The 19,702-nt window shown below is 63.9% G+C and carries 17 protein-coding genes; 7 read left to right on the top strand and 10 right to left on the bottom strand.

Annotated elements, in window-relative coordinates:
• Window positions 1-8 precede the first annotated feature (8 nt).
• The 4 genes from AT984_RS03750 to AT984_RS03765 form a co-directional block, all read right to left on the bottom strand.
• Window positions 9-992, bottom strand: coding sequence for a HupE/UreJ family protein (locus AT984_RS03750; protein ID WP_082679764.1), 984 nt, complete (start codon window positions 990-992; stop codon window positions 9-11).
• Entirely contained in the window at window positions 989-1,891 is a 903-nt protein-coding gene (locus tag AT984_RS03755; RefSeq protein WP_082679765.1) for a peptidyl-prolyl cis-trans isomerase, read from the bottom strand. The genes AT984_RS03750 and AT984_RS03755 overlap by 4 nt, the downstream gene beginning before the upstream one ends.
• A gap of 86 nt (window positions 1,892-1,977) precedes the next feature.
• A complete protein-coding gene (locus AT984_RS03760; protein ID WP_058718967.1) occupies window positions 1,978-4,248 on the bottom strand; it encodes a hypothetical protein in 2,271 nt (756 codons plus the stop codon).
• 201 nt (window positions 4,249-4,449) lie between these two features.
• Window positions 4,450-4,908 carry a copper chaperone PCu(A)C gene (locus AT984_RS03765; RefSeq protein WP_197418236.1) on the bottom strand — a complete coding sequence of 153 codons (459 nt, stop codon included), beginning with the start codon at window positions 4,906-4,908 and terminating at the stop codon, window positions 4,450-4,452.
• 260 nt (window positions 4,909-5,168) lie between these two features.
• Between AT984_RS03765 and AT984_RS03770 the strand changes: the two genes are divergently transcribed.
• A complete protein-coding gene (locus AT984_RS03770; protein WP_058718969.1) occupies window positions 5,169-5,813 on the top strand; it encodes a PEP-CTERM sorting domain-containing protein in 645 nt (214 codons plus the stop codon).
• A 224-nt stretch (window positions 5,814-6,037) separates the two neighbouring features.
• On the opposite strand, the gene recJ is transcribed toward AT984_RS03770, so the two are convergent.
• Both recJ and AT984_RS03780 read right to left on the bottom strand, forming a co-directional pair.
• Window positions 6,038-7,774: a single-stranded-DNA-specific exonuclease RecJ gene (recJ, locus tag AT984_RS03775; protein WP_058718970.1), complete on the bottom strand. Its 1,737-nt coding sequence runs from the start codon at window positions 7,772-7,774 to the stop codon at window positions 6,038-6,040.
• The gene (locus AT984_RS03780) at window positions 7,774-8,724 is read right to left on the bottom strand and encodes a hypothetical protein (RefSeq protein WP_156421879.1); all 951 of its coding nucleotides are present in this window, start codon (window positions 8,722-8,724) and stop codon (window positions 7,774-7,776) included. The genes recJ and AT984_RS03780 overlap by 1 nt, the downstream gene beginning before the upstream one ends.
• 153 nt (window positions 8,725-8,877) lie before the next feature.
• Here AT984_RS03780 and AT984_RS03785 point away from each other — a divergent pair, with 153 nt between their 5' ends.
• Genes AT984_RS03785 through AT984_RS03795 form a run of 3 tightly spaced genes read left to right on the top strand, consistent with a single transcriptional unit; the run spans window position 8,878 to window position 12,377 of the window.
• Entirely contained in the window at window positions 8,878-9,795 is a 918-nt protein-coding gene (locus AT984_RS03785) for a UDP-2,3-diacylglucosamine diphosphatase (RefSeq protein WP_082679768.1), read from the top strand.
• A gap of 18 nt (window positions 9,796-9,813) precedes the next feature.
• Window positions 9,814-11,898, top strand: coding sequence for a polyphosphate kinase 1 (gene ppk1, locus AT984_RS03790; protein ID WP_058718972.1), 2,085 nt, complete (start codon window positions 9,814-9,816; stop codon window positions 11,896-11,898).
• 17 nt (window positions 11,899-11,915) lie between these two features.
• Window positions 11,916-12,377 (top strand): SixA phosphatase family protein, encoded by a 462-nt coding sequence (locus tag AT984_RS03795; RefSeq protein WP_058718973.1) that lies wholly within the window; start codon window positions 11,916-11,918, stop codon window positions 12,375-12,377.
• A gap of 248 nt (window positions 12,378-12,625) precedes the next feature.
• Here AT984_RS03795 and ppx read toward each other — a convergent pair whose 3' ends face one another.
• Window positions 12,626-14,149, bottom strand: a complete 1,524-nt coding sequence (gene ppx, locus AT984_RS03800; RefSeq protein ID WP_058718974.1) for an exopolyphosphatase — start codon at window positions 14,147-14,149, stop codon at window positions 12,626-12,628.
• A 452-nt stretch (window positions 14,150-14,601) separates the two neighbouring features.
• On the opposite strand from ppx, the gene AT984_RS03805 reads away from it, so the two are divergent.
• Complete coding sequence (locus AT984_RS03805; protein ID WP_058718975.1) at window positions 14,602-15,381, top strand: ZIP family metal transporter; 780 nt, start codon at window positions 14,602-14,604, stop codon at window positions 15,379-15,381.
• A 45-nt stretch (window positions 15,382-15,426) separates the two neighbouring features.
• On the opposite strand, the gene AT984_RS03810 is transcribed toward AT984_RS03805, so the two are convergent.
• The 3 genes from AT984_RS03810 to AT984_RS03820 all read right to left on the bottom strand — a co-directional run bounded on the left by AT984_RS03810 (window position 15,427) and on the right by AT984_RS03820 (window position 18,056).
• Window positions 15,427-15,861 (bottom strand): universal stress protein, encoded by a 435-nt coding sequence (locus tag AT984_RS03810; RefSeq protein ID WP_058718976.1) that lies wholly within the window; start codon window positions 15,859-15,861, stop codon window positions 15,427-15,429.
• 128 nt (window positions 15,862-15,989) lie between these two features.
• A complete protein-coding gene (locus AT984_RS03815; protein ID WP_058718977.1) occupies window positions 15,990-16,871 on the bottom strand; it encodes a sulfurtransferase in 882 nt (293 codons plus the stop codon).
• Window positions 16,872-16,943: 72 nt separating this feature from the next.
• Complete coding sequence (locus tag AT984_RS03820; protein WP_058718978.1) at window positions 16,944-18,056, bottom strand: aromatic ring-hydroxylating oxygenase subunit alpha; 1,113 nt, start codon at window positions 18,054-18,056, stop codon at window positions 16,944-16,946.
• 462 nt (window positions 18,057-18,518) lie between these two features.
• Between AT984_RS03820 and AT984_RS03825 the strand changes: the two genes are divergently transcribed.
• Window positions 18,519-18,770 (top strand): exodeoxyribonuclease VII small subunit, encoded by a 252-nt coding sequence (locus AT984_RS03825; protein ID WP_058718979.1) that lies wholly within the window; start codon window positions 18,519-18,521, stop codon window positions 18,768-18,770.
• The gene (locus AT984_RS03830) at window positions 18,755-19,669 is read left to right on the top strand and encodes a polyprenyl synthetase family protein (protein ID WP_058718980.1); all 915 of its coding nucleotides are present in this window, start codon (window positions 18,755-18,757) and stop codon (window positions 19,667-19,669) included. The genes AT984_RS03825 and AT984_RS03830 overlap by 16 nt, the downstream gene beginning before the upstream one ends.
• The last annotated feature ends 33 nt before the right edge of the window (window positions 19,670-19,702 follow it).

The raw sequence follows: 19,702 nt of genomic DNA on the forward strand, positions 1-19,702 counted from the left end.
GTGTGGCTTCAGCCAAAAATGGTGGCAATGCGCAGCCAGGACCAGTAGGCCGCCAGCGTGCCGATGAGGTAGAGCAAGGGTTGGCGCGCTTTGCTGGCTTGGGGCCAGCGGGTGGCCAGGCGCCACAGTGCCCAGGCAGCGGCCACGGTCATCAACTGGCCGATTTCCACGCCGACATTGAAGGTCAGCAGGGCCACGCTCAGATGTTGCTCGGGCAGGCCGATTTCTTTCAGCGCGCCGGCGAAACCCAGGCCATGGACCAGGCCGAACAAGAAGGCCACCAGGGCCGGCCAACGCCGGGCCATGGTCTCGCGGCGGTGCAGGGCCTCGCCCGCCACCAGCACGATGGACAGGGCAATCGTCGCCTCCACCGGGGGCGAGCGCAGCACCAGCAGGCCCAGCGCGCTGCTGGCCAGGGTCAGGCTGTGTGCCAGGGTGAAGGCCGAGATGGTCCAGAACAAGCGGCGCTGGAAGCCCACCAGAAAGAGCAGGCTGATGACGAAGAGCAGGTGGTCAATGCCGCTGAGGATGTGTTCGATGCCCAGCAAGGTGTAGGCCTGGGCGATTTCACCCATGCCGCGCGCATCGTCGGCTGCGCCGTAGAGCTGTACCTTGGTTTGGCCGGCGGTGATGGTGTAGACGCGGCTCTGGCCGTCCAGCCAGAAAACCTTGACCAGCACGGCGGAATAGCTCTTGCCCACGCCGTCCACGCTCATGCTGCCTTGCAGGCCGCCTGTGCCACAGCGCAGCATATTGCTGTCGGTCTGGCAAGCTTCGGGCCAGATGGGGCGCAGCACATCGGCAGGCGCACTTTTCTCGCCGGCGCTCCATTGCCAGAGGAACTCACCGCGCGACAGTTCGCGCAGTTGCAGCTCGGCCATGCTCATCTCATGCGACTTGGCGCCCGCGCTCAGCGCCAGGCCCAGCGTCAGCATCAGCAACTTGAGCAGCAGCCCCAGCCTGAGCCCCAGAGAAGCGGACGGCTTGCTCATGGCTTGGCCGCCTGCTCGGTGACGATCTTGTATTTCTTGGCCAGGGCCTGCACGGCGGCGCTGCGCTGTTCGGACATGGTGGCGTCGGTCCAGTCCTGCTGCACGACGTTGCGCAAGGCTTGGAAGTCGGCAGCTTTGGCCGCGCTCAAACCATCCAGACGAATGGCGCGCCAGCCTTCCCGGCTGGCCAGGGCACGCCATTCGCCCACCGGGCCTTCGGCCAGGTTCTTGGCGAAGTCGGGGCCGTAGCTTTGCTGCAAATTGGCTTCGGGCCGGCCCTTGAAGACACGCAGGCCAGCTTTGGCGTCGCCCGGTGTGCCGCCATTGAGCGCGGCCACAAAGGCGCGCACCTGGGCCTCCGATGCGGGCGCACCGTCGTTGCCGGTCAGCAGCGCTTCTTGAAAATCAAAGCGCGCGGGTTCTTCGTATTTATCGCGGTGGCTGTTGAACCAGTCTTGCAAGATCTTGTCGTTCACCGCCGGCAGCTTGAGGTTGGCTTCCACCACGCTCAGCGCCTTGAAGATGACGCGTTCGCGGATGCCGCTGTCGCCCTTGTCCACTTGCAGGGCCAGGCCTTCGCGGTACAGCACTTCGTTGTCCAGCCAGACCTGACGCAGCGCCGCCAATTCCTTGGCGTCTGGCGCGCGGCCGCGGCTGGCGCTGAAGACCTGGCTGGCTTCGGCGTCAACCGCGCTGTCCATGACGATGCGCTGCGGGTCGTCGGCGCGGCGGCTCAGCAGATGATCGGCCGCAAACAGCAAGCCGCCTAGCAGCATGAAGTGCAGCAGGGGCTCGCGGGCCCACTCGGGCAGGGCGCGGCGAGGGGCTGCTGGCGTGGTTTGGACGGTGGCTTGAACTTGGGCGTGATCTTGCGCTTGGGCGGGCAGGCTGCTTGGCATGGGCTTGCTAAAAGGTGACATCTGAAAACGGGAAAAAGCGCCGCGCTTGGCCGCGCGGCGCTTGTGAGGCTAGCGAGGGCTGGGCTTTACTTGACGCCCGCCACCACGCTCGAACCCGTCACCTGGACGTAGATCGGATTGCTGTAGAACCACAGGTCAGACCAAGCAGCCACGTCGTAAGACACCGCCTTCTGGCCGGCGATCGGCGAGGCGCCGGTGGCCGTGGCCAAGTGGTCCGGGCAGCCGTCGAACTGGTTGCCGGCGCTGTGCGGTGTCTTGCATGGGATGGTCAGGCGGCTGGTGTCGTTGGCGTTGGTGTAAACGTCGGCCATCGGGTTGCCCTTGGAGTCGGTCTCATAGGGCACAGCGGCCGGCAAGTTGCTGCCGCGCAGACGCACATACTGGGATGCCGTCACCGCAGGGATGCGGTAAGTCATCTTCAGGAACTTGGTGTTGTCCACGCCCGAAGCGAAGGCCACCCAAGGCGTGGCGCCATCGCCGTTGAAGGTCTTGATCACTGCAGCGCTGGTGTTCTTGGCGGCAGCGGGGACAACCGACAGGTCAGCGGTGGTGCCGTCGGCCTTCAGCCAAGCGGTGTTGCGCGGCCATTCGCCCGAGTAGTCAGCGGCACCTGGCGTCTTGTAGCCGGTCACCAGGCCACGGATCAGGTCGATGTGATCCAGCACCGGCTTGTTCAGCGGCTGGACGCGGCCGATCTGCGCCAAAGCGGGGTTGGGGAAGGTGTAAGGCGAGAAGCTTTCGCCTTCGGGATCACGCACCACCACCGAGACCACGATCTCGGCGCCTGGGCGCACCACCAGCTTTTCGCCCATGGTGGCGCAGCCGCTGGCATCGACGTCGCGGTTATTGGTGGCAGCGGCCGTGGCCAGTGCTTCCACGGCAGCATTGCTGCGAGCGGCAGGGCCAGCGTAGGAAGCGCAGGCGACGAAGGCCAGGCGGTCGATCAGCTGGCCGCTGGCGGCGAAGCTATTGCCGGTGCGCAGGCCGTCAACAATGGTTTGCGGACGCAGCTTGTCGGCGCCGTTGCGCACCATGACGAAGTCACGGGCGTATTCGCCGGGGTAGAAGTCTTGCGTAGAGCGGCGGTCATCCGGGCCGAAGGCGCCGCGGTTATGCCAGTCAGACGAGGCGAAGTACCAGAAGTTGCGACCTTCGCCGAGCAAGGCGTCCCACACGCCGCCGACTTGGGCGCCGTAAACACCGGTGCCGCCGTAGGTGGTGCCGCCGACCGAGTCGACCAAGCCACCGTTAGCGCCGAAGTTGTTGCGCAAGACTTGGTATTCACCGCGGTTGGACGAAGCGCCGTGGCCGGGTTGGGTTTCGAAGCCGAAGGCGATGTCCGGGCCTGCGTTGTTCAGGTTACGCAGATGCTCGATGTTGAAGCCTTGGTTGCCGTCGGGGTTGAAGGGGCCGGCGCGCTCCAAGTGGGCAGGCACGTAGTAGCTGCCGGTGGCGTGGTTTTGGGCCATCCACTTGATGGCTTCCAAAGTCTTCAGATGACCCTTGTTGCCGTTGCCGGTACCGCTGGCGGGCATCAGCTTTTGGGCGGTGACGTTCCAGCTGACATCGCTGGCGCTATTGCTGCCTGCGACCGAGCAATTCCAGTTGTTGCCAAGGGCCGAGCCGGCGATGTTGCCGCGGCTCTTGTCGGTGTCGTTGCGGTCAAAGCAATACGACCATTGCGACAGGGCGTTGGCATTGCCCAGGGCGGTGTAGCCGGGCGATGTGGGCATGGTGGCGTTGTCCAGCTGGCTGGGCATCTGGCCGGTGATGATGCTCATCGAAGCGTGCTCATGGCCGGCAACCACCGACTCCATGCCGATGAACAAAGGCAGATTCTTGGAAGCAGCCAGGTACTCAACCAAGGGGTACTGGAATTCTTGAATCGACTGCCAGCGCCACATATTGCGGTTCGGGCTGGAGCCGCTGACGTCGCCCTTGGGCGTAACGCCGCTGTTTTCCCAGGTCGTTGTCGGGCCCTTGCCGGCCACGTAGGGATAGGCGGGTGTGCTCAGCGAGGCGTCTTCCACCAAGGTGCAATTGCGGTTGCCGTTGCCGCCGTGGCCGGCTTGCACAAACCAGTCCAGGCCCCAAGGCGTATCGCCGCCCTTGCTAGTCTTGTCGGTGACCTTCTTGACCAGCTTTTGCATCGAGATGGCGCCATCCGAGCAAGTGGTGTGGTTGTGGAAGTCGCCGGTGACGTACTGGCCTGGCGTCTTGCCGACCGGGACGGCCGAGGCTGCCGTGGAGATGCCGGGGGCGGCGACCAAGCCACCCATGCTGAGGGTGGCGAGGGCCGCGAGGGCCAACTGGTTCTTGCTGAAGCGGATAGGCATGACGAAGGACTCCTGTTTGAACTAGGCTCGGCCGCACGGCATGGGCGGCCGGGCCGGATCGGTGTTGCCGCTATGCAGGCGCTGTGCTGCCGTTTTGTGCGGTCTGCGCGCATGCTAGGTGGGGCAGATGACTGGGGCGTGACGTTGTGTCATGAGCCGAAACGCCTCGGCCGCTCTTGCGCAGTGGCTGCGCAAATGGGCTCAGGCCGGCAGGGCCTCGTAGTCCACGCTGAGGTCAGCCTGCACGACACCGCCGAGCGCAAACTCCAGCGTCAGCGGGTAGCTGCGGCCGATCTCCAGCGGCTCACGCAGGCCCAGCAGGCGCACATAGCTGGCTTCTTCGCTGAGCACGCTCTCTTGGCCGGCGGGAATCAAGAAGTCCACTTTGGGATGGGCGGCGTGGCCGCCAATTTCGGCGCCACTGGCCAAGGGGCAGCTGACCCGGATCAAACGGTCGGCCACGGTGACCTCGTCAAAGCGCATGCAGACGATCGCCGTGCTGGCACCCGGTTTGGACGCCCGCGTCCAGGGGTGGGTTACCCGCAGCGTGGTGGTGAAGAACTCGCAGGCCTGCGCGGGCCGCCCCAGCACGAGGCTGAGGCCGCTGGCCAGCGAGGCCTGCAAAAGGGCGCGGCGGTGAAGAGCGGGCAGCAGGGGCACGGCGAGTCCTTTGGATCTTGGAAGAGGAATCGGCGCAGCCTAGGCGGGCCAGATGAACAATTGATGACAGGGGTGAGTTGTGGCGCGAAACCCGACGCGGCTGCCGCCTGGGGCCGTGAAAGCGCCAAACGGATGCGGCACCGTCACAGTGCTGTCGTGAGGGCATGCCTAGACTGCGACCCGAAGCAACTGGGCTGCGGCTTGTTTGCTGCGCATTGCATCCATCCACTCATGCACCAACTTCCACCAGGAGATTCCCGATGAAGCTCACACGACTGCTCGCCCCCTCGCTTTCCGCCTTGGCCGCTGTTGCCTTGTTCAGTGCTACGCCTGCCTTTGCTGAGAACGCTGTTTTCAACATCGACTTCGAGCACAACTGGGCTTACGACAACAGCGCTGTCAGCGAGTACTACAACGGCGGTACGGCCGCTGACGGCAGCAGCAACAGCGCCAATCTGGGCGTGTCCTTCGTCGGCGTGTTCGGCCTGTCCAATGACGAGCTGGGCCCTTACTTCAACAATGCACCGACACCGCTGGGCACCGCCTATGTCGACGCTTTGGCCACCAGCGCTTACATCAATGTGGCGGCCGGTGTGACCAACAGCCTGTCGTTCTACTACGCCAGCCCCACGGCCGTCGTTGGCGCCATCAAGGCCTACTCTGGCTTGAACGGCACCGGCACCTTGCTGGGTACTTTCGACCTGGCCGCCAACGGCAGCGCCTACGACGTCTGGAGCAAGCAAACCATCAGCTTCAACGGCACCGCCCAGTCTTTCGACCTGGTGGGCAGCGCCGGCACCGTGGGTTTTGACAATATCTCCGCCGTGCCCGAGCCAAGCGCCTTGGCTTTGATGTTGGCGGGTGTTGTCGGCCTGGCCGGCATGCGCAATCGCCGCCGCGGCTGAATTTCAATTTCTGAGGCGCTCAAGTGGCGCCCTGAAATGGCAACCTTTCGCTCAGCGCTTCTTGCGACCTTGAGCGGGGCATGAGTTAAGGGGTCAGGTCTTGCCGTCAAAGGCAGGACCTGGCCCTTTGGCCTTTCGGCTGGCAAGCCCTGCGGTCGGCAATCTGTGTGGCTCGTTGGCGCCTGGCGGCATCCGCTGTGTGGCAGCGGCGTATCAGTATTGGCCTAGACCAGCGCCTCAACAATCATCTGCACCCGCTGTTGGCCCTGGTATTCATCCAGGCTCAGGCGGTAGGCCATGCGGCCGCTCTCGGGCACTGGGTCGATATGGCTGAACCAGATGGCGTCGCGCAGCACGCCGGCCTGTCGAATGCGCAGCTTGAGGTGGCGCTCACCCACAATGCGCTGCGAAATCACGTCCACCTGATCGCAGAACAGCGGGGCCTCGAAAGCCTGGCCCCAGACCTGCGCGTCCAGGCTGCGCACGGTGTCGGGCGTGAAGAACTCGGGCGAGAGTGGTCCGTCGGTGCGCAGGGTGCGGGTCAGGGCGGCCGCGTCCAGCCATTCGGCGGCAACGGTTTGCAAGGCCTGGTTGAAAGCAGCAAAGCTTTCTGGGTCCGCCAAGGTACAGCCGGCCGCCATGGCGTGGCCGCCGAATTTCTTCAGCAGCTCGGGCTGGCGTTTGCTGACCAAGTCCAGCGCGTCGCGCAGATGAAAGCCCGGAATCGAGCGCCCCGAGCCCTTGAGCTGCCCATCGGCGCCTTGTGCGAACACAAAGGTCGGGCGATGGACGCGGTCCTTCAGGCGCGAGGCAATGATGCCCACCACGCCCTCGTGAAAGTCGGCCTCGAACAAACAAAGGGCGGCGGGTGGTTCGCCGTCCAGCAAGCTCATGATGTGATCCAGCTTGGCCTCGGCCTGCTCCTTCATATCGGCCTCAATCTCACGCCGCTCACGGTTGATGGCGTCGAGCTGTTTGGCGAGTTCCAAGGCGCGGCTAGGCTCATCGCTGAGCAGGCATTCAATGCCGAGTGTCATATCGGACAACCGCCCGGCCGCATTGATGCGCGGCCCCAGGGCAAAGCCCAGGTCGAAGCCGGTGGCGCGGCTGCAGTCGCGCCCGGCTGCCGTGAACAGGGCTTGCACGCCGGGCTGCACGCGGCCGCCACGCATGCGCTTGAGGCCTTGGGCGACCAGGCGGCGGTTATTGGCGTCGAGTTTGACCACATCGGCGACTGTGCCCAGTGCGACTAGGTCCAGCAGGCCGTCCAGCTTGGGCTGGCTGGCGGCGTCAAAAGCGCCGCGCCGGCGCAGCTCGCTGCGCAGGGCCAGCAGCACGTAAAAGGCCACGCCCACGCCCGCCAGGTTCTTGCTCTCGAAGCTGCAGGCGGGCTGGTTGGGGTTGACGATGGCGTCGGCCGCGGGCAGCACGATTTGGCCGTCGATGAGGGCGGGCAGATGGTGGTCGGTCACCAGCACCTTCAGTCCCAAGGCCTTGGCATGGGCCACACCGGCGATGCTGGCGATGCCGTTGTCCACCGTCATCAAGACCTGCGGGCGCTGCGGCAGGGCCAGCTCGACGATGGCGGGCGTCAGTCCGTAGCCATGCACGGCGCGGTCGGGCACGACGTAGCCGAGTTGCTCGGGCTTGGCGCCCAGCAGAGCCAGGCCGCGCAGGGCGACGACGCAGGCGGTGGCGCCGTCGCAGTCGTAGTCGGCCACCAGGCAGATGCGCTCGCCAGCAAGGATGGCATCGGCCAAGAGCTGGGCCGCGGCGCTGGCGCCGAGCAGGGATTCGGGCGGCAGCAGGCGAGCCAGGCCGTCGTCCAATTCCAGCGGCTCACGCACGCCACGGGCGGCAAACAGGCGCGCCAGCAGGGGCGTGTGGCCGGCTTGCTCCAAGGCCCAGGCGGCGCGGGGCGGTACCTCACGGGTCAGCAGTTGCGGGGCGTTAGCGGCCATCACAAAGCCTCCAGCGCGGCGGCGGCATTGGCGCGTGGTGGCAGCCAGCGCTGCAGAGTTTTTTGCAGGGCGCCGCGCGGCGGCAGCTGGTAGCTCTGCGCGAAGCGTTCGCCGCACAGTGTGAGCTGTACCGGTTCGCCCAGCCGCGCCCGCTGCAGCAGTTCCGACACCGCACCTTCGTCCAGCTGCGTCCAGGCCTCGGCCCACGCCGCCCAGTCAGCGGCCAGCTGCGACGCTTGCAAGCTGCTGTCGATTTGCAGATTGGCGGGCAGCGGCGTCAGCGTGTCGGGCGCGGCGCCGCAGCCGCTGATCCACACCGAGTTGAGCGCCAGGGCGCCCCGTGCTTCGCGCTGGGCATTCAAGGGCTCGCGGTGTAGCAGCATCTGCACCTCGTTTTGCAAGGTGCGCAGCCGGCGGGCGGTGGGCATCCAGGGGTCGACATTGCGCAGCAGCACCCGCTCGACGCTGGCGCTGCTCAAGCCAGCGAGGCTGTCGTGCGTCAGCAGCCATTGGTAGCGCGAGAGCCAGCACGCGCGCCAGCCCTCGTTGGCCGGCCACAGCTCGGCCAGGGCAGCAAAGAACTGGCGCGACTCTTCATCCGTCAGCGCCAATGATTCGGGTGCGTAGGCATTGACCTGATCGCTGCCCACGGCCAGGTGCAGCGGTGTCAGCAGGGCCCAGGGCAGGTGTGGGTCTTCGCCAGTGGCTTCGGCCGCCCAGGCGGCGGTGGGCAGCAGGCCATCGCTGTCAGCGTGGGGCTGGACGCTACCGCGCAGGCGGGCCAGGCTGTGCTCGAAGGGGGTGTTGAGGCTTTGCTCATCGCTGCCCAGTGCCGGGCCGGCGGGTTTGAGCAGGCCTAGCAAGGCCGCCAGGTGCGGCAGGGCCAAGTGGCTGAGGGTGTGCTTACAGGCCTCGTCGAGGGCGCTGGCGTGGGAAATCATCAGGTGCATGGTGGCCATTATCGAGTGCGGTGCTTGGCCAGACGCTGCGCAGGCTTTGGCTTGGCAGGCGCTGGCCGCTTGAATGGAGGGGAGGGTGCCTGTCACACAAGCTTCATCAAGCTGCCATGGGCTGGACACGGCCCGGGACCAAACTCATTAGCCATGCAGAACGACCACGCCTTGATGCGCGCCGCCGCGACTGCAGCGGGTGCCCTGACCAGCCTGCCCACATCGGTCGATGTGGCAGATTCCGAGGGCGTGGACGGCGGCGGCAAGCCCAGCCGCCGCTACCGCACGGTGTGGATTTCAGACCTGCATCTGGGCACGCCCGGTTGTCAGGCCCATGCCTTGCTGGACTTTTTGCGCGAAGTCGAGTGCGAGGAGCTGTTTCTGGTCGGCGACATCATCGACGGCTGGCAGCTGCGCCGCAGCTGGTACTGGCCGCAAGCCCATAACGATGTGGTGCAAAAGTTGCTGCGCAAGGCCCGCAAGGGTTGCAAGGTCTACTTTGTGCCTGGCAACCACGACGAGTTCGCCCGCAAATACCTCAACCACAATTTCGGTGGCATTGAGGTGGTGAAGGAATGGATCCACGAGACCGCCGACGGGCGCAAGCTGTGGATCACCCATGGCGATTTGTTCGACGGGGTGATCCAGTGCGCCAAGTGGCTGGCCCATGTGGGCGACTGGGCGTATGAGCTCACGCTCAAACTCAACCGCTACCTGAACCATCTGCGCGCCAAGTTCGGCCTGCCTTACTGGAGCTTGTCCAAATACCTCAAGCTCAAGGTCAAGCGGGCGGTCAGCTATGTGTCTGACTTCGAAGAAGCTGTGGCGCGGGAGGCACGCAAGCGCGGCGTGCATGGCGTGGTTTGTGGTCATATTCACTTTGCCGAGATGCGCGATATTGACGGCATCCTTTATTGCAACGATGGCGATTGGGTGGAAAGCCTGACCGCCTTGGTAGAGCATGCCGATGGACGCTTGGAAATCCTCGATTGGGGTCAGGTCTTGGCTGCTGGATCCGCTCCCTTAACCGAACCAGGCCTGCCTGCGGCTAGGCCAGAAGTGCTGGCTTAGCGCACCTAGAATCAAAGAATGAGTGCTGCTGAATCGATGCCGACAAACCCAAGTGTTTTGCCTCCCCCCGCCTTGCTGAACCGCGAGCAGGCCATCCTGGAGTTCAACCGTCGCGTGCTGGCCCAGTCCATGCGCCTGGATGTGCCACTGCTGGAGCGCTTGCGCTACATCTGCATCGTGTCCTCCAACCTCGACGAGTTTTTCGAGGTGCGCTTTGCCGACATGCTGGACGCTGCCCGTGACCCCCTGGGTTCGGTGGACAACCGCGATGTGGAGCGGGTGGCGCGTGCCTCCCACGCCTTGATTGATGAGCAGTACGCCATCTTCAATGAGCAGCTGATGCCTTTGCTGGCCGAGCAGAAGATCGTGATCCTCAACCACGCGGACCGCAACGAGGCGCAGCGCGCCTGGGTGGCCAAGTTCTTTGAGCGCGAGGTGCGCCCGCTGTTGGTGCCCGTCGGCCTGGACCCGGCCCACCCCTTCCCGCAGGTGGCCAACAAGTCCTTGCATTTCATCGCCCGCCTCTCGGGCAAAGACGCTTTCGGGCGCGATAACCGTATTGCCATTGTCAAAGTGCCGCGGGTGCTGCCGCGGGTGATTCGCTTGCCGGCCGCCATCAGCGATGGGCGCCAGGCTTTTGCCTTGCTGACCAGCGTGATTCGCGCCCATCTGGAGGAGTTGTTCTCGGGCCGCAAGGTCGAGGCTTTCTCGCAGTTCCGGGTCACCCGCGATTCCGATCTGGAAGTGGATGAGGAAGAAATCGCCAATCTGCGCAATGCTTTGCGTTCGGGCCTGACGACGCGGCATTTCGGCCGCGCTGTGCGTTTGGAGGTGGTCAATACCTGCCCGGGCGAATTGGCGCAGTTCCTGCTGGAACAATTTGATCTGCCGGCCGCCGCGCTTTACCGGGTCAACGGACCGGTCAATCTGGTGCGCCTGAACGAGCTGATCGATCAGACCGATGCGCCTGAGTTGCGTTTCGAGCCGCATGAGCCGGCTTGGCCGCAGTCCCTGCCGCGCCAGAAGTCCATCTTCGAGCGACTGCGCAACAAGGGCGATGTGTTGATGCATCACCCTTTCGAGAGTTTCGACCCGGTGGTGCAGTTTCTGCGCGAGGCGGTAGACGACCCCGATGTGCTGGCCATCAAGCAGACCATTTACCGCACGGGCAGCAAGTCAGTGCTGGGTGACTTGCTGATCGAAGCAGCGCGGCGCGGCAAGGAAGTGATGGCCGTGGTGGAGTTGAAAGCGCGCTTCGACGAAGAGGCCAATATCAATTGGGCCGAGCGCTTGGAGGCCGTGGGCGCGCAGGTGGTGTACGGCATCGTGGGTTTCAAAACCCATGCCAAGCTGTTGCTGGTGACGCGCCGCGAGGGCGCGAAGTTCCGCCGCTATGCGCACTTGTCCACCGGCAACTACAACCCCAAGACGGCGCGTTTCTATACCGACCTAGGTTATCTGACCGCTGACCCTGAGTTGACCTCGGACGCTGACTCGGTCTTCCGTCAGCTGGCCTCACTGGGCAAGATCAAAACGCCCAAGCGCTTGCTGCTGGCGCCTTTCAATATGCACAGCCGCATGATGGAGCATCTGGCGCAGGTGGCCGCGGCGGCGCGGGCCGGCAAGCCGGCGCGCATCGTCGTGAAGATCAATGCGCTGACCGATGCCGAGTTGATCAACGGCCTCTTGGCCGCCGGCCAAGCTGGCGCCAAGGTGGACCTGATCGTGCGGGGTGCCTGCATGCTGCCGCCGGGCCTGCCGGGCGTCAGTGACAACATCGTGGTGCGCTCGGTGGTCGGGCGCTTTTTGGAGCACACCCGGGTCTGCTATTTCCAGTGGGGTGCCAGCGAAGACGAAGTGGCTCTGTACCTGGCCAGCGCCGACTGGATGAGCCGTAATATGTTCCGCCGGATTGAGATCGCCTGGCCGGTCAGCGACCCCAAGCTGCGCCAGCGCATCATCGACGAAGCCTTGGTGCCTTATCTGCACGATGGGCTGGATGCTTGGCAGCTCGGGCCGGACGGCCGGTCTAGCCGAGTTTCCACTAGCGGCCTGAGCGCCCAGCAAGCCTTGATGCAGCGCTTCAAGGCGCAGCGCGACTAAGTACAGGGATTGCTGGCATGGACCTGATTCTGTGGCGCCACGCTGAAGCGGAATTGCTGCGCGAAGGCAGCACCGATATGGCACGCTGCCTGACCGCCAAGGGCGAACGCCAGGCCGCGCGCATGTCGGATTGGCTGAATCATCGCCTGGCCGCATCCACCCGCGTGCTGGTCAGCCCCGCCGAGCGGGCGCGTGGCACTGCGGCGGCCTTGGGGCGCGAAGTGCGCATCGTCAACAGCATTGCGCCCGACGCTTCGGTGCAGGATTTGCTGGCCGCCTCGCGCTGGCCGCAGTCCAGCGAGCCGGTGCTGATGGTGGGCCATCAGCCGACACTGGGTTTGTTGGCCTCGCTGCTCTTGACCGGCACGGCCCAACCCTGGGCGGTGAAAAAGGGGGGCGTCTGGTGGCTGCGTTCGCGCCAGCGCGACGGCCATTCGGAAGTGGTGCTGCAAGCGGTGCAGGCACCGGACTTTCTTTAGTCCTTGCGTGACAGACCGCCCGAGGGGTTCTCCCCGAGTAGCTCTGTCACCAACTGACTAGAACTTGCGTGACAGACCGATCTAGGGGTACTCCCCGAGTAGCTCTGAGGCTGCACAGACAAGCCGGGAGGCTTGGCTCGGCTGACGAAGGACTTGCCGCGATCCGCGCGGCGAGGCTGTCACCAACTGACTAGAACTTGCGTGACAGACCGCCCGAGGGCTATGCCCCGAGTCGTGTCCGCCGCTGACTAAGCCAGCACCAGTTCCAACACCCCGCTGCGCGCCCAAGCCGCAGCTTCTTCTTGCAAGAGGTAGGCGGTGCGCGGGTTTTGCAGGGCCCATGATTTGGGCAAGCTCAAGGTGAAGCGCTTGCCCTCGCGCTTGAGGCGCAGGGCTTGGCTGTCTACGGCTTCACGGGCATGGGCTTTGATGACGGCCAGGCGCAGGCTCAGCAATTGCAGCAGCAGGCTTTCGTCACCGAGGATGCCGTCGAGCTTGCGCAGACCGCCGCGTTGCCCCAGCGCCAGGTCGCCCAGGCGCTTGAGCTGGCTTTGCGAAAAGCCGGCCGCGTCCACATGGGCCAGCAAATAGGCGCTGTGGCGGTGGTGGTCGTGGTGCGAGACCATCATGCCCATCTCGTGCAGAGCCGCGGCCCAGGCCAGTTCGCGCTGGCGTTCACGCGGCGCGCGTGGCGCCAACTGCTTGTAGAGACTTTGCGCGGTGGCTTGCACCCGGGCGGCCTGTGCCAGGTCGACCGCAAAGCGCTTTTGCAAGGCCTCCACCGAAGCCTCGCGCATGTCTTGCTTGGCGGCGCCGTCGCTGGTGCGCGCGGCTTCCAGGCGTTCGACCAGATCGAAGATTACGCCCTGGCGCAGCGCGCCCTTGGCCGGGAACAGCTCGGTAATGCCGAATTGGGTCAGCAAGGTGTAGAGGATGCACAGGCCCCCGCCCACCACGGCGCGGCGGTCTTCCTTCAGGCCCAGTAAGTCGATGCGGCTCATATTGCCGGCGGCAATGCATTGCTCGATGCACCAGCGCAAGGCCTCGGGCGTGATGCGACCATCGGTCACACCGCTGGCCGCCAGGATCTGCGCCACCGCGCCCACCGTGCCGGAGGAACCCAACGCGCGCTGCCACAGGGCCGGCTTGAAGAGGGTCAGGGCTTCTTCCAGCTCAGCGCCTGCGGCCACTTGCGCGGCACGGAAAGCGTCGGCGGTGAAGACGCCGTCAGGGAAGAAACGCATCGACAGGCTGACGCTGCCGATCTGGAAGGATTCGGCCGATGCCGGGCGACGCCCACGGCCCAGAATCATCTCGGTGGAGCGGCCGCCGATGTCGATCACCAGGCGGGGCTCGTCTGAGGGCTGCAAACGCGCCACGCCGGCGTAGATCAGCCGGGCTTCTTCGCGGCCGGAGATGACCTCGATGGGATAGCCCAGGGCTTCTTGCGCGCGGGCGAGAAAGGCATTGCGATTCTTGGCTTCGCGCAGGGTTTGCGTGGCCACGGCGCGCACACGGGCGGCCGGGAAGCCCTTGAGGCGCAGGGCAAAGCGCTGCAGGCATTCCAGACCGCGCTGCATGGCGGCCTCGGTCAACATGCCTTCTTCGTCCAGGCCGGCGCCCAGGCGAACGGTTTCTTTCAGATATTCCTGGCGCTTGTATTGGCCGCGCGGCAGCTGGGCAATTTCCAACCTGAAGCTGTTGGAGCCCATATCGATGGCGGCGAGTGGGGCGGCGATGTCGGGGGTGACCGGAATGGGCAGCAAATTCATGCCCGCGATTGTCGCGGCAAACTTGGGCGCGGACGTGACGGAAGGCGGGGCCTTGGCGCTCGGCGGCTGAAAAGCAACGGCCTGATGCGACAGGGGTGGATCTGATCGGCGTAAAGCGTGCAGCGGATGAGGCTGGCGATGATGCCGGCCCGGCGTCGGCGCAGGGCTATTGACACGGTTGATAAGATGAGTGCTGACTAGAAGGCAATGTCAGACGCTGTATGCCCCATCGATTTCGATCGAACCGGTTGCGCCGCAGGCCTTCAATGCAGATGCCCGACCCAGCTTTCGCCAGGATGTGGCCAATGAGGGGTGGCAAGCCGGCCAGGCAAAAAACGGGTCTGGCGCCGGTGTTTGTTGTTTGTAGATGAAGTAGCAGTGCTGCATGCTGAGCCAGACCGCGCCGACTTTGGGCGCGGTTTGTTTTTGGTCTGCCGCGCAACGGAAACTTGATGACTCTTTTTTATATCGTGCTGGCCACTTTCGCCGGCGGTCTGCTCTCCGTTTTGATTGCGGCGAGCCTGACCGTTAGCCTGCTGAGCCGCATCGTCAAGAACTTGGTGAGCTTGTCCACCGGGGTGCTGCTGAGCACGGCCTTGCTACATGTCTTGCCCGAGGCCTTCGAGAGCAAGGCCAGCCCGCATGCGCTATTCATGGTGCTGCTGGGCGGTTTGATGTTCTTCTTCTTGCTGGAGAAGGTGGAGCTGTATCGCCACACCCATCATCACGAGGGTGATGGCCATCATCACCATCATCACTTCGATGCCGAGCAGGCTGGGCGCGGTGGCTTGAGCGTGTTGGTGGGCGACAGCATCCACAATTTCTGCGACGGCATCATCATCGCGGCGGCTTTTTTGGCCGACCCGCATCTGGGTGTGGTGACCTCGCTGGCCATCATCGCGCACGAGATTCCGCAAGAGGTGGGCGACTACATCGTGCTGCTCAATGCCGGGTTCTCGCGCTCCAAGGCGCTGCTCTTCAATGCTATTTCAGGCTTGGCAGCGGTGCTGGGCGGGGTGGTGGGCTACTTTGTCGTGGGCCCGTGGGAAAGCTTGTTCCCCTACTTGCTGGTCGCGGCCAGTAGCAGCTTTGTCTATGTGGCGGTGGCCGACTTGATTCCGCAATTGCAGCGCCGCCTGCCTTGGCGCGAGACGGTCGCGCAACTGGCCTGGTTGGCGGTGGGTATCGGCTTGGTCGTCGTGGTCGTGGCTGTTTCGGCGCACGACCACTGAGCTTCGATAGCTAATTTCTGATTGCTGACTGGCGCAAGGGCTCGGTCAGCGCACCACCAACACCGGCGTGGTGCAGTGGGTCAACACTTTCTGGGTCTCGCTGCCCAGCAGCAGGGCTTGCACACCGCGGCGGCCATGCGAGGCCATGACGACCAGATCGCATTGGTTGTCGGCCACATACTCGATGATGGCTTCCCAGGCATGCAGGGCTTCGACGGTGAAGCCTTCGCATTGCACTTCGGCCGCAGCGGCCAGGTCCAAAGCGGCCTTGACCCGGGCGCCGGCGATGCGCTCTTGCGCGTCAAAAAACTCTTGCGGCGGCGTCGGCTGCATTTCCGAGACGGCGCTGTAGGGGAAGGGTTCTTTCACGCTCAGGGCGAAAAGCTTGGCGCCGTGAATGCGTGCCAGACCGATGGCGGTGTTCAGTGCCTTGGCGCTGATTTCGGAACCGTCGGTCGGGACAAGAATGCGTTTGAACATGGTTTGGATCCTCCTTGGCGTGACGAGATGGCATCAAGCGCAGCGGTTTAGGCTTGGCCGATAGCGTTCAGTTTGGCCTGCTCGGCCAAACTGCATCTTGCGCTAAATCAAGCTCGAAGGGGAGTGCGTCAAGCCGTCGCGATGGGCCGCAGCGGGTCGGAGGACCATTCACTCCAAGATCCGGGGTAAAGCTTGGCGCCGGTCAGGCCGGCATGGCTCATCGCCAGCAGGTTGTGGCAGGCGGTGACACCGGAGCCGCATTGATGCACGACCTGATCCGCCGTGTAGGCGCCGAGCAAGGCCCGGAATTCCTCGCGCAGCTGCGCGGCCGGTTTGAAGTGCAGGCCGTCCGCCGCCAGATTGTTTTTGAACAGGCGGTTGCTGGCGCCTGGAATATGGCCGGCCTTGGCGTCGAGCGGCTCGACCTCGCCGCGGAAGCGCTCCGGCGCACGCGCATCGATGAGGCGAATCGTGCCGAGTTGGGCTTGCAGCGTGTCGGCGTCAATGCTGCTGACCAGCGATTCGGAGGCTTGGAATGTGGCGGGCGAGGGCGCCGGGATGATGTCGCTGCTGCCGCTAGTCTTGTCAGCATGGGGTGCGCTCAACCAGGCGCTGAGGCCGCCGTCCAGAGCCGCCACGGCCGAATGGCCGAGCCAGCGCAACATCCACCACAGCCTTGCTGCATACATGCTGCCTTGGGCGTCGTAGACCACCACTTGGCGCCCGGCGCACAGCCCTAGATCCGCCATTTTTTGCGCGAAAACTTGGCGTTCGGGCAGCGGGTGGCGGCCATTGCTGCCGCTCTTCGCACCGCTGAGGTCGCGATCCAGGTGCAAATAATGGGCGCCGGGCAGGTGACCGGTGCGGTAGGCGCGCTCGCCCGCAGCAGGGTCGGCCAGGTCGAAGCTCGCGTCGATCAGCAAAGGCGGCTTGCTGCCATTTCCCTCAGCTTGAGCTAGCAGGCCCTGCAGTTCCGACACGGTGATCAAGGTCTGGAAAACGGGGCTCATGCTGGGTCCTGTTGTTAGTGTTTGGCTGCTCGACTGTTGGGGCGCTGACTGCTTTGTGATCGACCTGGGGCTTCAGCGCCCCAGCTTCATCTCGCGCCGGTACCACTCGTGGAAGTGCTGCATGCCGTCTTCCATCGGGCTTTGGTAGGGGCCGACTTCGTTATCACCGCGCAGCATCAAGGCCTTGCGGCCAGCGTCCATGCGCAAGGCGATCTCGTCGTCTTCGATGCAGGTTTCCATATAGGCGGCCTGATGGGCCTCGACAAAGTCGCGCTCGAAGGCGGCGATTTCCTCGGGGTAGTAGAACTCGACGATGTTGGCGGTCTTCTGCGTGCCTTGCGGGAACAGGGTCGACACCACCAGGACATGCGGGTACCACTCCACCATGATGTGCGGGTAGTAGGTCAACCAGATGGCGCCCGCTTTGGGTGGCTCACCACCGCGGAACTTGAGCACTTGCTCATGCCAGCGCTGGTAAATGGCCGAGCCGGGCTTGGCCAAATCCTTGTGGATGCCTACGGTCTGCACCGAATGGTTGCGGCCGAACTCCCAGGCCAGGTCATCACAGGTGACGAAGTGGCCCAAGCCGGGGTGGAAGGGACCGACGTGATAGTCCTCCAGATAGACCTCGATGAAGGTCTTCCAGTTGTAGTCGCACTCGTGCACATGGACCTTGTCCAGCACATAGCCGGTGAAGTCCAACTCGGCCTTGGGGCCCAGTGCCTGCAAATGGCTGGCCACATCGTGGCCATTGGCTTCGAACAAGAGCCCGTTCCATTCCTGTAACTCATAGCGGTTCAGGTTCAGGCAGGGGTCGTGGTCGAAATGCGGGGCGCCGATCAGCTCGCCCTTGAGGTCGTAGGTCCAGCGGTGCAGCGGGCAGACGATATTGCTGCGGGTATTGCCGCGGCCACGCAGCATCACCGCCTGGCGGTGGCGGCAAACATTGGAGATCAGCTCCAGCCCTTGCGGCGTGCGCACCAGGGCCCGACCTTCTTGTTCCTGCGGCAGCGCGTAGTAGTCGCCAACCTCGGGCACCGCCAGCGCGTGTCCGAGGTAGCGTGGTCCAAGTTTGAAGATGACATCCTGTTCCTTGCGGAACAGCTCCTCGTCGAAATAGGAGGAAACAGGCAGCTGCGTATCGCTGCGTTCAAGAGCCGCGAGGGAAATACTCAGGTCGGACATGATCCAAGTGGGTCTCCAAGAAACCAATAGTCAGCCACTCAAACCAATTGGATTGGCCAGAGAAGCATGACGGCCCGGACGTCGGGTGTGAAACAAAGAACCGGCACTAGTGACAATTTGTCATGCCGGCGTGGCTGAATTGCGGCCCTGGGGGCAAGGCCGCGTCGCAAGAAGTGAGGATGTTTGCATGCAAACGGGCTTGCTGACGATTCTCAGATGAGGCCAATTCACGCAAGATCCAGTCCTGATCAAAACGCCCCATTGACAATCCGCTTGAAGCCATCGCCTTCGCCCTTGCTTTCGCATCGCTCCGCCTTGCCTCGCCTGTCGCGAGCCGGGGATTGTACCTGTTGACAGTCGCAAGTCGGTCGCCTTGTCAAGCCTATCCCCCGCCAGGGCGTGGCGCTTGAATGACATGCTCCGTAACTGCACTGACTACAATCCGCGTTTTCGCCTCCTGCTATGCCCAAATCAAGCCAATCTAACAAAAATGCGTCCAGTGACGCGGTCGCGCCTAGCTACGAGCAGGCGTTGGCCGAACTGGAGCGCTTGGTCATGGGCATGGAGGCGGGCCAGTTGCCGCTGGATCAGTTACTTGAGAGTTACCGACGGGGCGCAGAATTGCTCGGATTTTGCCGTGCTCGCCTTCAGGCCGTAGAACAACAAGTCAAGGTGCTGGAGGGTGAGGGATTGAAACAATGGGGAGATTCCTGAGCGTGGACGCAGGTATTTTTGAACAATGGATGCAGCGCTCACTGGCTGCATGTGAACAGGCTTTGGATCGCTTTGTGCCGATCGACTCGCCCGCGGGTCTCGGTGAAGCGATGCGTTATGCGGTGCTGGATGGTGGTAAACGCCTGCGCCCCTTGCTGGTTTTGGCCGCTTGCGACGCCGTTCGCGGCGATACCGAGGCCGCCCTGCGTGCGGCTTGCGCGGTGGAGCTGATCCACGCCTACTCGCTGGTGCATGACGATATGCCCTGCATGGACGACGATGTCTTGCGCCGCGGCAAGCCAACCGCGCATGTCAAGTTCGGCGAGGCGCAAGCAATGCTGGCGGGTGACGCGATGCAAGCCCTGGCCTTTGAGGTGCTGACGCCTTGTGCCTTGGACAGTGCCATGCCGCCGGCTCTGCAAGCGCGGCTTTGCTCTTTGTTGGCACGCTCGGCCGGTCATGCCGGCATGGCGGGCGGGCAGGCCATCGATTTGGCCAGCGTCGGCCAGCAATTGGATGAATGCACCCTGCGCGATATGCACCGCCGCAAGACCGGCGTGCTCTTGCAGGCCAGCGTGATGATGGGTGCCGCTTGCGGTCAAGCCTCTGCACAAGCCACGGCGGCCTTGGCCGAATACGGCTCGGCTTTGGGTTTGGCGTTTCAAGTGGTGGACGACATCCTGGATGTCACCCAGGACTCCGCCGTGCTGGGCAAGACCGCAGGCAAAGATCAAGACGCCAACAAGCCGACCTATGTCAGCGTGATGGGCATGGAACATGCCCGTGAGTTGGCCGAGCAACTGCGCGCGCAGGCCCACAAGGCCTTGGCTGAGAGTGGTCTGACCCATACCGCCTGGCTCAGCTTGCTGGCCGATATGGTGGTCGAGCGTCAGCACTGAACGACTGTGTCATTCCCGAGACTCCGAATAGAT

The organism is Paucibacter sp. KCTC 42545, assembly GCF_001477625.1.
GTDB lineage: Bacteria > Pseudomonadota > Gammaproteobacteria > Burkholderiales > Burkholderiaceae_C > Paucibacter_A.